Origin of the sequence: Synechococcus sp. SynAce01, assembly GCF_001885215.1 — a bacterium.
GTDB lineage: Bacteria > Cyanobacteriota > Cyanobacteriia > PCC-6307 > Cyanobiaceae > Regnicoccus > Regnicoccus frigidus.
Map to the genome: position 1 here is coordinate 1,168,610 of NZ_CP018091.1, position 11,812 is coordinate 1,180,421.

Sequence of the window (11,812 nt, forward strand, 5' to 3'; positions counted from 1 at the left end):
TTTCGCACGTGGACCTGATGGCTGATTCGATCACCCCAGCCTTGCAGCGTCGCATCGGCCTCACCGGGGGCATTGCCAGTGGCAAAAGCAGTGTTGGGCGGATTCTTAGCGGCAGCTACGGGCTGCCCGTGCTGGATGCCGACGCCTACGCCCGCGACGCGTTAGCCCCGGGTACAGCGGCGACGCAGGCCGTGCAGGCCCGCTACGGCAACCTTGATCGAGCCGCCCTGGGGCGCATCGTGTTTGCCGATCCAGCCGAACGGCTCTGGCTTGAGCGCTTGGTGCACCCCTTGGTGCGCAGCCGCTTTGAGCAAGCCCTGGCACAATTCGCTGGGGCACCCTGCCTGGTGCTGATGATTCCGCTGCTCTATGAAGTGAATCTGCAGGGGCTCTGCAGCGAGGTCTGGCTGGTGGACTGCGACGAGGAGCAACAACTCCAGCGCCTGATCCAGCGTGACGGCTACAGCAGCGGTGAAGCCCGCGCCCGCATCAACGCCCAGTGGCCACTGGCCCGCAAGCGTGAGCTGGCCGATGTACTGATCAACAACCGCGGCGGCGAGGCCGAGCTGATCGAGCAGGTGCAGCGTCACTGGTTCTCGGCAAGCTGCCGTGATCCCTTCCCTCCAGCCGTCTCGCCATGACACGAACAATTCGCTTCTTCGCCACCAACCGCGACCGGGAGCAATTGGGCCAACGCTTTGATCGCAATCAGCGAATCAAGCTGCAGAGCAGTGGATATCACTGGGTCGACACCCATATCTGCATGGGCCACTACCTAGCCACCACCAATCCCAACACCATTCCCGTCGATGCGGTGATTTCGCCCTCCACCGAGCGGGTGTTCGACAAATTCCTTGCCAAGCCTGAAATCAGAAAGGTGGTGATCGGCATCCATGGCTTCAATGTGCCGTTGCATGGCGCCATCACCTCCTTTTCCCTGTTAGCTGAAGCCCTGGCCGCCACCCTTGAGGCCAGGGGCCTTTCCCTGGTGCTGGATCCCGAGCCAGCAGCAACAACCACTGGCGTGAGCCCTCCACCAGCCGCCGCCGCTCCGGGCCGAGCTGTGCAAAAGGATCAGATCGCCTTCGTGGGGTTCTCCTGGCCTTCAGACGGCCGCCTGCTGGCCTACCAATCCGACCGGCTGGAGGCGGCCCAGTCGGCGAACGCCCTGGCCAACCTGATCGCCAACATCCGCGCCGCCAACGACAGCGTCGAGGTGGATGTGATCGCCCACAGCATGGGCAGCTATCTGGTCTGCAGCATGCTCAAAAGCCTGGTGGACCGCTCTGCCTGGCCCTACCGGGCCTGGGAGAACAACGCGATCGGCCGCTCGATCGCCCAACGGCTGAAGCGGCGCGACGATGCCGGTAGCAGTTCGTTCATCGATCGCCTGATCCTGCTGGCTCCCGATGTGGAGCGCCGCGAAGTCACCCAGTGCCACAACATCAACATTAACTCCGAGCTGTTGGACTACAACGGGCCGTTCCACGACGGTTTGAAGCATCTGGTCGGCCATACGTACCTGTTCTATTCGCGGAATGACTCCGCCCTGAAAGCCTCAGTGCTCGAAAAAGATGCCCTGCGCGAACCCTTCCAGAAGGTGAAAGAGCTTGTGGCCGGCGCCGACATCGACAAGCGCTGGGAGAGCAGCCTCGGCCTCAACCCGCTGCCCTCGCTTGCTCCAGCCAACATGACCGGCTTCAACGCCACCATGCTCACCAACCGCTCCATCGACCACGGTGATTATTTCGACGCCCCCCAGATCATCGAAACGATGGCCCAGCTGCTGGCGGATTAGCCGTGTGGTTCCAGCAGGTTGTTGCGCTAACCCTTCAGCTTTTCGGCCAGAATCCGGTTGGCGAGCTTGGGATCGGCGCGGCCGCCGGTGCGTTTCATCAGCTGGCCCACGAAGAAACCCTGCAGCTTGTTTTTACCGCCTCGGAACGCCTCCACCTCGGCTGGATGGGCCGCCAGCAGCTCCGCCACGATCGCCGTGATCGCCGCTGGGTCGCTGATCATGCCCAGACCGCGGTCGGCCACGATCGCCTGGGCGGAACCACCCTGCTCCAGCAGCTCCGGCAGAAGATCTTTGGCGATCTTGCCGCTGATGGTGCCGTCGTCGATCAGCTGCACCAATTCCGCCAGCTGCGCAGGCTTGAGGGGCAATTCGGTGATCGACATCTTGCCGGCATTGAGATGGGCGGCGATGTCGCCCGTGACCCAGTTGGCCACTCCCTTGGCGTCGGCACCAGCCGCCACGGCGGCTTCGAAGTATTCGGCCATGGCGCGCTCATCGGTGAGCACCCGGGCGTCGTAGATTGAGAGCCCTAGGGCATCGGCGTAACGATGGCGCTTGGCGGCAGGCAGCTCGGGCAGCTCGGCGCGCCAGCCCTCGCGCCGCTCGGCACTCACCTCAATCGGTCCCAGATCCGGCTCGGGGAAGTAGCGGTAATCGCTGCTGCCCTCCTTGCTGCGCATGCTGCGGGTGTGCTGCTTGCTCTCATCCCAGAGGCGTGTTTCCTGAAAGATCGGCTCGCCGGCCTCGATCGCCTTGATCTGACGGGCGATTTCGTGGTCACAGGCCTTCTGGATCGCCGAGAAGGAGTTCATGTTCTTGATCTCCACCTTCACGCCGAAGGGATCGTTGGGTCCGCGCCGCACCGAGATGTTCACATCGCAGCGCAGGGATCCTTCCTGCATGTTGCCGTCGCTGACGCCCAGATAACGCATGATCCGGCGGATTTCTGAGGCGTATTCGGCCGCCTCCCGGCCCGTGCGCAGATCGGGCTTGGAAACAATCTCGGCTAGGGCCACACCGGCGCGGTTGTAATCCACCAGCGAATGGGTGCTGCCGGCCAGACGATCGCTGCCGGCATGCACAAGCTTGCCGGCATCTTCTTCCATGTGCAGCCGCTCGATGCCGATCGTCTTGAGGTAGGTGTCTTTTCCCTTTTCGGCCACTTCCACCTCGATCCAGCCGTTTTCGGCGATCGGCTGATCGAACTGGGAGATCTGGTAGTTCTTGGGCAGGTCGGGATAGAAATACTGCTTGCGGTCGAACTTGCTGTGCTCGGCCACCTGCAGATTGAGGGCCAGAGCCGCCTTCACCGCATACTCGAGCACCTTCTGATTCAGCACCGGCAGGGTGCCGGGCAACCCCAGCACCACCGGATCGATGTGGCTGTTGGGCTGGTCGCCGAAGTTGGTGGAGGCGGCGGTGAAGATCTTGCTGGCCGTACCCAGCTGCACGTGGGTTTCCAGGCCGATCACGGCCTCCCAGCCCTCATGTCCAATCGCCGAAGCCATTCCGCTCTCCCGGCTTGCGCCTGTTGTGGAAACGATCCTATGCAGGGGACTGTTGGGCGCGGCCGCCATCACCCCGCTGCTGGCGCTTGGATAGTTTGAGTCCATGACAGGCCTGCGCACGGATCAAGTCTCGGCAAGCCGGTCCTTTGCAGAAGGCGACGCTGATCCGGTGCTGGTTCTCGGTGGCGGCCTGATCGGTCTGGCGATCGCCCACCAGCTGGCCCGTCGCGGCGAGTGTGTTCGGGTGCTGAGCCGCCGCCGCAACGAGGCGGCGGGCTTTGTCGCCGCCGGCATGCTCGCGCCCCATGCCGAGGGGCTGGAGGGGGCCATGCTCGCCCTGGGTCAACGCAGCCTGGCGTTGCTGCCCCAGTGGGTGGGCCAGCTCGAAGCCGACAGCGGCCTGCCCTGCGGCCTGCTGCGCTCAGGGATCGTGGTGCCCTTCACCACCAGCGCCGAGCGAGGGGCCTACCCCACCGCTTCGCTGGGGCAACCGCTCGATCGCGCCGAACTGGAAGCCGAAATCCCGGGCATCGGCGCAGACTTTTGCTGCGGGCTGCTGTTCGCCCAGGACGGCCAGATCGACAACCGCCGCCAGTTGATGCGCGCCCTGGAGCGGGCTTGCGTCGAGCGGGGCGTGGCCTTCGCCGAGGGCACCGAGGTGCTGGAACTGATGAGCGATGGCCAGCGGGTGCTCAGCGGGGTGCGCCTGATCGGCGCCGGTGGCCTGGTGCGCAGCCTGGCCTGTCGCCGGGCCGTGTTGGCCTGCGGGGCCTGGAGCGCCAGCCTGCTGCCCGGCTTGCCGGTGGTGCCGATCAAGGGGCAGATGCTCTCCCTGCAGGCCCCCCGCCGGGCCCTGCGCCGGGTGCTGTTCGGGCCCGGCACCTATCTGGTTCCCCGCGAGGACGGCCTGATTGTGGTGGGAGCCACCAGCGAACCGGAGGCCGGCTTCGCCGCTGGGCTCACGCCCCGGGGCCAGCAGCAGCTGGAGGCCGGCCTCACCGCCCTGTTGCCGGCGGCGGCCAGCTGGCCGCCGATGGAGCGCTGGTGGGGGTTTCGTCCGGGCACGCCCGATCAGGCTCCCTTGCTTGGCCCCAGTCCGATCGAGGGGTTGTGGCTGGCCACCGGCCACTACCGCAACGGTGTGCTGCTCGCGGCTGTCACAGCAGAGCTGATCACCGCCCAGGTGAGCGGCGATCAAGCCAGGGATGGATCAGGCGAGCCAAGCCGACGCAGCGTTTTGTCGGCCGCCAACGCCGCTTTGTTGGCCAACTTCCGCTTCGACCGCTTCGCTGTTCAGCCGCAAAGCGCTCAGGGCTCCACGCGCCAGACCTGATCGGCGGGCGTCCAGTCGCTCAGCTCGGAGGGCTCGAACCAGAGGCCGATCTCAAAATCAGCGGTTTCAGGGGCATCGGAGCCGTGGATCACGTTGCGACCGATGTTCACCGCCAGATCGCCGCGGATCGTGCCGGGCTCGGCCTCCAGCGGCTTGGTGGCGCCGATCAGCTTGCGGGCACTGGCGATCACACCATCGCCTTCCCAGACCATCGCCACCACGGGACCACTGGTGATGAACTCCACCAAGCCGGCGAAGAACGGCCGCTCGCTGTGCACCCCGTAATGGCTTTCAGCCAGCTCACGGCTGGGCACCAGCTGCTTGAGGCCCACCAGCTTGAAGCCCTTGCGCTCGAAGCGGCCGAGGATCTCGCCCACCAGCCCCCGCTGGACGCCATCGGGCTTGATGGCAAGGAAGGTGCGTTCGACGGCCATGGAAAGAGCGTTGGTGTGAGCCCCCATCGTCTGCGGCAGGGCCGCCCATTGGCAAGCCGAGCGCAGGGCTTCCCCAGCCACTCAGCCTGAGAGGGGCCAATCCAGACCCATGGGGAGATCGGGGAATGGAGGGGGCTGGCCCGTTGAGCGTGTCCAACGAGGTTCTGCGGACCGCCTCATTAGATTTCGGGTTCGTCCCCACGCACCGCCGCGCACCGATGGTGCTTGCCGATTCGCTTCCCCCCTCCGCGTCCGCCTGGTGCGCCGCCGACGGCGCCGCTCTCTATGGCGTAGACGGCTGGGGCGATCCCTATTTCAGTGTCAGCGAGCGCGGCCATGTGATGGTGCAGCCCCGCGGCGAACGCGGCGGCGCCCTCGATCTGGTGGAACTGGTGCGGGGGCTGCAGGGCCGCGATCTCTCCCTGCCGCTGCTGATCCGCTTCGACGACATCCTCGAAGACCGGCTGGAGCGGCTCCACGCCGCCTTTGAGAGAGCGATCGCCCAGTACGGCTACGCCGGCCGCTACCAGGGCGTTTTCCCGGTGAAATGCAACCAGCAGCGCCACGTGGTGGAGCAGCTGATGGAAAGCGGCCGCCGCTGGCACTTCGGGCTCGAGGCCGGCAGCAAGGCCGAACTGCTGATCGCCCTGTCGCTGCTCGACGACCCCGAGGCCCTGCTGATCTGCAACGGCTACAAAGACCAGCGCTACATCGAGACGGCGATCCTGGCCCGCCGGCTCGGCCGCCAGCCGGTGGTGGTGATCGAGCAGGCCGATGAGGTCGAGCCGATCATTGCCGCCAGCCGGGCCCTCGGCTCAGCGCCCTTGATCGGCGTGCGGGCCAAGCTCTCGAGCCGCAGCACCGGCCGCTGGGGCAGTTCGGTGGGCGAGCGGGCCAAGTTCGGTCTCTCGGTGCCCGACCTGCTGGCCACCCTCGACACCCTGCGCCAGGCGGATCTGCTCGGCGAATTGCGCCTGCTGCACTTCCACGTGGGCAGCCAGATCAACGACATCGCCGTGCTCAAGGACGCCCTGCAGGAAGCCGGTCAGATCTACGTGCAGCTGGCCCAGCTCGGTGCTCCGCTCGGTTACCTCGACGTGGGCGGCGGCCTCGGCATCGACTACGACGGCAGCCGCACCGCCACCGCCGCCTCCACCAACTACTCGCTGCAGAACTACGCCAACGATGTGGTGGCCACCGTGCGCGAGTGCTGCGAGCCCCACGGCATCCCCCTGCCCACCCTGGTGAGCGAGAGCGGCCGTGCGATCGCCAGCCATTTCAGCGTGCTGGTGTTCGACGTGCTCGGTGCTGGCCAGGTCAGTGGCGCGGTGCCGCCGCTGAGCGAGGGCGAACCACTGATTGTGCGCAACTTGCGCGACACCCTCTCGGCGATCGAGGCCGGCGCCGAGGCCAGCAGCGGCGACCACCTGCAAGAGGGCTGGAACGACGCGATCAAGTTCAAGCACGACGCCCTCTCCGCCTTCCGTCTCGGCTACCTGACCCTCACCGAGCGGGGAGCCGCCGAACGCCTCTACTGGGCCTGCTGCGAATCGATCGCCAGCCAGCTGGCCCGCTGGCCGGCCAGCGCCGCGATCCCCGATGAGCTGCGCACCCTGCCGGCGGCCCTGGCCAGCACCTACTACGCCAACTTCTCGGTGTTTCGCTCCGCCCCCGACACCTGGGCGATTGACCAGCTGTTCCCGGTGCTGCCGATCCATCGCCTCAACGAACGCCCCAACCGCCTGGGCAGCTTCGCTGACCTCACCTGTGACTCCGACGGCAAGCTGGCCCGCTTCATCGATGCCGGCCAGGTGAAACCGCTGCTCGAGTTGCATGACCTGCAGCCCGATGAGCCTTACTGGATCGGCCTGTTTCTCGGCGGCGCTTACCAGGAGGTGATGGGCAACCTGCACAACCTGTTCGGCAGCACCAATGCAGTCCATATCCGTCTTGGTGCCAATGGCAGCTACCGGGTCGAGCATGTGGTGAGGGGCAACACCAATGCCGAGGTGCTCGAAGCGATGGAACACGAACCCGACCAACTGCTTGAGCGTCTGCGCCTGGCCAGTGAGGCGGCCATCGACCGGGGCGACCTGCCAATCCGCGATGCCCAGCGGCTGATGGCCCACCTGGAAGGCAGCCTGCGCCAGACCACTTACCTGCAGACCTGACTGGAGCTGATGCCATGTGGGGAGATGAATCGCAGCTGAAGATCGTGCGCGAGCGCATCAAGCTGCTGCTGAAGATCCACTACGCCGATCTGGCGCCGGTCCAGCGCCTCGCCAGCCAGGGGGACCTGCTGATGCGTCAGGGAGATCCCGCCACCAGCCTGATGCTGCTCACCAGCGGCAAGGTAGCGGTCCAGATCCAGTTGCTTGAGCCCAGGCCCCACACCCTGGCGGTGCTCGAAGCGGAGGAACTCCTCGGTGAAATGGGATTGTTCGGCACCGGCATCCATTCCGCCGACGTGCGGGTGGTGGAGGGACCGGCCGAGCTGATTGAAGTCAGCGGCGACAACTTCCTCAAAACCCTGCTCTTCGACGTCGACCTGGCCATGGAGATGCTGTCGCTGGTGAGCCAGCGCTGCAAGTCGGGCAACAGGGTGATCGGCCTGCTCCTTGATGGCATCGCCGCGGCCCACCGGGGCGACACGGCCCAGCTGGCGGCCATCGCCAGCGCCATCCGGCCGCTCGATCACTGCCTGAGCCTGGCTGGCGATCGGCTGGTGGAACTGGGCGAGAGACGGGCCTGAACCATTCAGTTGGCGCAGAAACGCACCAGCAGTTCGAGGCGGTCGGTGGGGGCCGCCAGTTCGGCCGGATCAAACGGGGCCGCCTCATCAGCCATCGCTGTGCGAAACACCCTCGGCCCCATCCCTCCTTCGATCTGCACCTCCAGGGGGTTGAGGGCCCGCAGGCCGATCACCTCGGCAATGGTGAGGGCCTGACTGCGGGCCTCTTGATAGGCCGACCGCAACAGCTGGCGGCGTACGTCGGCGTCGGCAGCAGGGTCGGCCTCGGTGGTCACCGGGGACAGACGAACCCCCGGCAGGCTGCCCACCTGGCGGATCATGCCCTGGAGCTGGGGAGGCTGCAGCTGACCGTTCAGGCGCAGGCTAGCCTTCACCAGCTCGGGCCTGTCCTTGCTGCGCGGCTGCTGCCAGGTGGACGGGGAGCCCACCTCCAGCTCGCTCACCTGCAGCAGCTGCAAGGCCGTGCGCACGGCCGCCAGCCGTTCCTGCAGGGCTGGCAGGGCCAGCTCGGCGGTGGCGGCCTCAGCCTCCAGCCCCAGCGAGAAGCGCAGCCGCTCGGTGGTCCGTTTGACCTCGGCATTGCCGCGCGCCTCCAGCAGGGTGCCGTCGCAGCGGAGCTGAACCTGCTGGGAGAGCGCCGGCAGGGGCAGGAGCGCCAGGGACAGGGGCCATAGACCCAGCGCTGAGAGCCAGCACGCGGGAGGAAGGGGACGCATCGGCCAGGTTGCGACGAGACCCCAGACTGCCCCGCCGCGGGTCAGGCTCCCTGGCCGCTCCGTTCAGGAACCAGCCGCAGCCAACGCCGAGACCAGCTCCGCCCTGGCCTGCTCCAACGCACCATCGAGCGCCGCGCCGTCCTTGCCGCCGGCCTGGGCCAGGTTGGGGCGACCGCCACCGCCGCCGCCACAGCGCTTGGCCACACCACCGATGAAGGCCCCGGCCTTGGGACCCTTGGCGATCACCGCCTTTCCGAAGGCCGCCACCAGGATCACCTTGCCGCTGTCAGCCGGGTCAGGCAGGCCGCCCAGCAGCACCGCCGCCCCGTCACCGAGCTGCTGCTGCAGTTGCTGGGCGGCGCCCTGCAAACCGGCGCCCTCCACCCCGTCGAGGCGGGCCACCAGCAGCTGGAAGGCGCCCAGCGTTTCGGCCTCAGACACCAGCGCTGCCGCCTTGGCCAGGGCCAGTTCGCTGCGCACCGCGCCCAGCGCCTTGTTGCTCGCCTTGAGTTCCTCCTGCAGGGCGCTCACCCGCTCCACAATCTCGCCCGGCTGGGCCTTGAAACGCTCGCCCAGGTCGCGCACCACCTGCTCGCGGGCCTTGAGGTAAGGCAGCAGCGCCGGGCCGGCCACCGCTTCGATCCGGCGGATGCCTGCGGCCACGCCGCTTTCGCCGGAGATCTTGAACAGACCGATCTCGGCGGTGTTGGCCACGTGGGTGCCGCCGCAGAGTTCCATCGACACACCGGGCACGTCCACCACCCGCACCGTCGCGTCGTATTTCTCGCCGAACATGGCCACGGCTCCGGCGGCCCTGGCCTGCTCCAGCGCCATCTCCTGCACCTCCATCGCGTGAGCCGCTTCGATCCAGCCGTTGATCAGGTCCTCGATCCGCTCCAACTCCTCGCGGCTGAGCGGGCGCGGGCAATGGAAGTCGAAGCGCAGCCGATCGAAATCCACCAGGGAGCCGGCCTGGCTGATCGCGGGGTCCACCACCTGCTTGAGCGCCGCCTGCAGCAGGTGGGTGGCGGTGTGGTGGGCCTGGGCCCGGCGCCGGCAGCGGCGATCGACCCGGGCGTTGAGCTGGTCACCGAGCTGCAGCACGCCCCGCTCAATCCGGCCGTGGTGAACAAACAACTTGCGCAGGCGGCTCACCGCCTCGATCTCAACGATCAAGTCCTGGCCGACCAGCAGGCCGCGGTCACCGATCTGGCCACCGGATTCGCCATAGAACGGCGTGGCATCGAGCACCAGCTGCACCGCGTCGCCGGCCACCGCCCGCTGGCCCGGCGCGCCGTTCACCACCAGCGCCATCACCTGGCTGGGATGCTCCAGGGCGCCATAGCCGTGGAAATCGGTGTCGGCCAGATCGGCGGCGATCGCCTCAATGGCGCCCTGGACGGTGAGATCCACGCTCACCGCTGCCGCCTTGGCCCGCTGGCGCTGGGCCTCCATCGCTGCCTCGAAACCGTCGCGGTCCACCGTCAGACCATGCTCTTCGGCGATCTCTTCGGTGAGCTCCAGCGGGAAGCCATAGGTGTCGTAGAGCTCGAAGGCCTGGGCGCCGCTGATCCGCTGGGGTCTGGCGGCCAGCAGCTCAGCCAGCAGCTTCTCGCCCCTCTCGAGGGTTTCAAGAAAGCGGGCCTCCTCCCGCTCCAGCTCCGCGGTGATCGCCCCCCGGCGCTCCAGCAACTCGGGGTAGGCCGGCGCCATCAAGCTGATCGCCGCCTCGCCCATCGCGTGGAGGAAGGGCCGATCGATGCCGATCAGCCGCCCGTGGCGCACGACCCGGCGCAACAGACGCCGCAGGATGTAGCCCCGGCCCAGGTTCGAGGCACTCACCCCATCGCCGATCAGCTGGGTGATGGCTCGGCTGTGGTCGCCGATCACCTTCAACGACGTCTGAGCCTTGGTATTAAGACCGGGATAGGTGAGGCCAGCGAGGCCAGCGGCCGTTTCGATCAGCGGGTAGATCAGATCGGTTTCGTAGTTGTTCGGCACTTGCTGCAGGATCTGGGCCATGCGCTCGAGTCCCAGGCCCGTGTCGATGTTGCGGTTGGCCAGCGGCGTGAGCACACCAGCGGCATCGCGGTTGAATTCCATGAACACGAGGTTGTAGAACTCGATGAATCGGCTGTCGTCCTCCAGGTCGATGCCGTCATCGCCCAGTTCGGGTTTGAAGTCGTAGTAGAGCTCCGAGCAGGGACCGCAGGGACCAGTAGGACCCGACACCCAGAAGTTGTCGGCCTCATCGAGGCGCACGATCCGCTTGGGGGTAACCCCCACCGCGTCACGCCAGATCGCCGCGGCCTCGTCGTCGTCACGGAACACGCTCACCACCAACCGGGCCGGATCGAGGCCGAACAGCTCGGTGGAAAGCTCCCAGGCCCAGGCAATCGCCTCAGCCTTGAAGTAGTCGCCAAACGAAAAGTTGCCGAGCATCTCGAAAAATGTGTGATGCCGCGCCGTGCGGCCCACGTTCTCGATGTCGTTGGTGCGGATGCATTTCTGGGCTGTGGTGGCCCGCGGCGCCGGCCTCGGAGACTGCCCCAGGAACACCGGCTTGAACGGCAGCATCCCAGCGATGGTGAGCAGCACCGTGGGGTCGTCGGGAATCAGCGAGGCACTGGCCAGCCGCTGGTGGCCCCGAGCCGCGTAGAAAGCGAGGAAGGCTTCGCGGATCTCCGCGCCGCTGCGCGGGCGGGTGGCGCCGGTTGGGAAGTGGCGGGAATCTGGAGCGGCAGCCATGGCCCAAAACAGCGAAACAACCCTGGAAAGGGCATGATCGCCCAGCACAGGCACCAGCGACGCCGTTGTCTTCCACCGAGCAGCGCCATCAGTTGCGGCTCCAGTCGATCGGCTGGGCCCTGCTCGCCGGTGGCACCGCTCTGGCCCTCGGCCTGGTGCTGGGTCTGGAGCCGGGGCTGCGGGCCGGCGGCTGCGGTTTCTTCTACGGCCTGCTGGCCTTCCACCTGCAGCGGGTCGACCCGGACGATGGCCATCTCCAGGCCGGCCTGGTGGGAGCGGTCTGCGGCATCCGCAGCCTCGCCCTTCCCCTGGATCTCCCTGAGCTCGTTAGCGGGCACTGGGTCGAGGCGGCTCTGGCGCTGCTGCAGACAGCGCTCAAAGCCTGGTGGCCACTGTGGTGGCCGCTGCTGGGCGCCGCCCTGCTGCTGCAGGCAGGGCAACGGCTGCTGCCCGCCTTGAAGCCTTGAACTGATGCCTGGAGGGGGCAGGGGACCGCGATCGGGGATGATGGCGCCGATCCGTA

10 protein-coding genes are annotated in these 11,812 nt (G+C 67.0%); 6 read left to right on the forward strand and 4 right to left on the reverse strand.

The features are described 5' to 3' along the window. The first annotated feature begins 17 nt into the window (after nucleotides 1–17). Together coaE and BM449_RS06225 are read left to right on the forward strand one after the other, a co-directional pair. Nucleotides 18–641: a dephospho-CoA kinase gene (coaE, locus tag BM449_RS06220; protein ID WP_071802036.1), complete on the forward strand. Its 624-nt coding sequence runs from the start codon at nucleotides 18–20 to the stop codon at nucleotides 639–641. After that, complete coding sequence (locus BM449_RS06225) at nucleotides 638–1,798, forward strand: alpha/beta hydrolase (RefSeq protein WP_071800514.1); 1,161 nt, start codon at nucleotides 638–640, stop codon at nucleotides 1,796–1,798. Before coaE ends, BM449_RS06225 begins: the two co-directional genes overlap by 4 nt. Before the next feature lie 26 nt (nucleotides 1,799–1,824). Here BM449_RS06225 and gatB read toward each other — a convergent pair whose 3' ends face one another. Beyond that, nucleotides 1,825–3,306: an Asp-tRNA(Asn)/Glu-tRNA(Gln) amidotransferase subunit GatB gene (gene gatB / locus BM449_RS06230; protein ID WP_071802037.1), complete on the reverse strand. Its 1,482-nt coding sequence runs from the start codon at nucleotides 3,304–3,306 to the stop codon at nucleotides 1,825–1,827. Nucleotides 3,307–3,409: 103 nt separating this feature from the next. Here gatB and thiO point away from each other — a divergent pair, with 103 nt between their 5' ends. Beyond that, on the forward strand, nucleotides 3,410–4,639 hold the full coding sequence (gene thiO, locus BM449_RS06235) for a glycine oxidase ThiO (RefSeq protein ID WP_071800515.1): 1,230 nt from the start codon (nucleotides 3,410–3,412) through the stop codon (nucleotides 4,637–4,639). Here the strand turns inward: thiO and ndk are convergent. Continuing rightward, nucleotides 4,615–5,073 (reverse strand): nucleoside-diphosphate kinase, encoded by a 459-nt coding sequence (gene ndk / locus BM449_RS06240; protein WP_071800516.1) that lies wholly within the window; start codon nucleotides 5,071–5,073, stop codon nucleotides 4,615–4,617. The genes thiO and ndk overlap by 25 nt on opposite strands. A gap of 218 nt (nucleotides 5,074–5,291) precedes the next feature. Between ndk and speA the strand changes: the two genes are divergently transcribed. Beyond that, the gene (gene speA / locus BM449_RS06245; protein WP_071802038.1) at nucleotides 5,292–7,244 is read left to right on the forward strand and encodes a biosynthetic arginine decarboxylase; all 1,953 of its coding nucleotides are present in this window, start codon (nucleotides 5,292–5,294) and stop codon (nucleotides 7,242–7,244) included. A gap of 14 nt (nucleotides 7,245–7,258) precedes the next feature. Continuing rightward, nucleotides 7,259–7,825 carry a cyclic nucleotide-binding domain-containing protein gene (locus BM449_RS06250; protein ID WP_071800517.1) on the forward strand — a complete coding sequence of 189 codons (567 nt, stop codon included), beginning with the start codon at nucleotides 7,259–7,261 and terminating at the stop codon, nucleotides 7,823–7,825. 5 nt (nucleotides 7,826–7,830) lie between these two features. Here the strand turns inward: BM449_RS06250 and BM449_RS06255 are convergent, their stop codons facing one another. Together BM449_RS06255 and alaS are read right to left on the reverse strand one after the other, a co-directional pair. Next, nucleotides 7,831–8,541: an SIMPL domain-containing protein gene (locus tag BM449_RS06255; RefSeq protein ID WP_071800518.1), complete on the reverse strand. Its 711-nt coding sequence runs from the start codon at nucleotides 8,539–8,541 to the stop codon at nucleotides 7,831–7,833. A 63-nt stretch (nucleotides 8,542–8,604) separates the two neighbouring features. Beyond that, complete coding sequence (alaS, locus tag BM449_RS06260; protein ID WP_071802039.1) at nucleotides 8,605–11,289, reverse strand: alanine--tRNA ligase; 2,685 nt, start codon at nucleotides 11,287–11,289, stop codon at nucleotides 8,605–8,607. A 65-nt stretch (nucleotides 11,290–11,354) separates the two neighbouring features. On the opposite strand from alaS, the gene BM449_RS06265 reads away from it, so the two are divergent. Further along, nucleotides 11,355–11,756, forward strand: coding sequence for a hypothetical protein (locus BM449_RS06265; protein ID WP_071800519.1), 402 nt, complete (start codon nucleotides 11,355–11,357; stop codon nucleotides 11,754–11,756). Nucleotides 11,757–11,812: the final 56 nt, after the last annotated feature.

Excerpts from the sequence above, each read along its gene's own strand:
- coaE (WP_071802036.1), top strand. The coding sequence starts at position 18 with ATGGCTGATTCGATCACCCCAGCCTTGCAGCGTCGCATCGGCCTCACC.
- BM449_RS06225 (WP_071800514.1), top strand. The coding sequence starts at position 638 with ATGACACGAACAATTCGCTTCTTCGCCACCAACCGCGACCGGGAGCAA.
- gatB (WP_071802037.1), bottom strand. The coding sequence starts at position 3,306 with ATGGCTTCGGCGATTGGACATGAGGGCTGGGAGGCCGTGATCGGCCTG.
- thiO (WP_071800515.1), top strand. The coding sequence starts at position 3,410 with ATGACAGGCCTGCGCACGGATCAAGTCTCGGCAAGCCGGTCCTTTGCA.
- ndk (WP_071800516.1), bottom strand. The coding sequence starts at position 5,073 with ATGGCCGTCGAACGCACCTTCCTTGCCATCAAGCCCGATGGCGTCCAG.
- speA (WP_071802038.1), top strand. The coding sequence starts at position 5,292 with ATGGTGCTTGCCGATTCGCTTCCCCCCTCCGCGTCCGCCTGGTGCGCC.
- BM449_RS06250 (WP_071800517.1), top strand. The coding sequence starts at position 7,259 with ATGTGGGGAGATGAATCGCAGCTGAAGATCGTGCGCGAGCGCATCAAG.
- BM449_RS06255 (WP_071800518.1), bottom strand. The coding sequence starts at position 8,541 with ATGCGTCCCCTTCCTCCCGCGTGCTGGCTCTCAGCGCTGGGTCTATGG.
- alaS (WP_071802039.1), bottom strand. The coding sequence starts at position 11,289 with ATGGCTGCCGCTCCAGATTCCCGCCACTTCCCAACCGGCGCCACCCGC.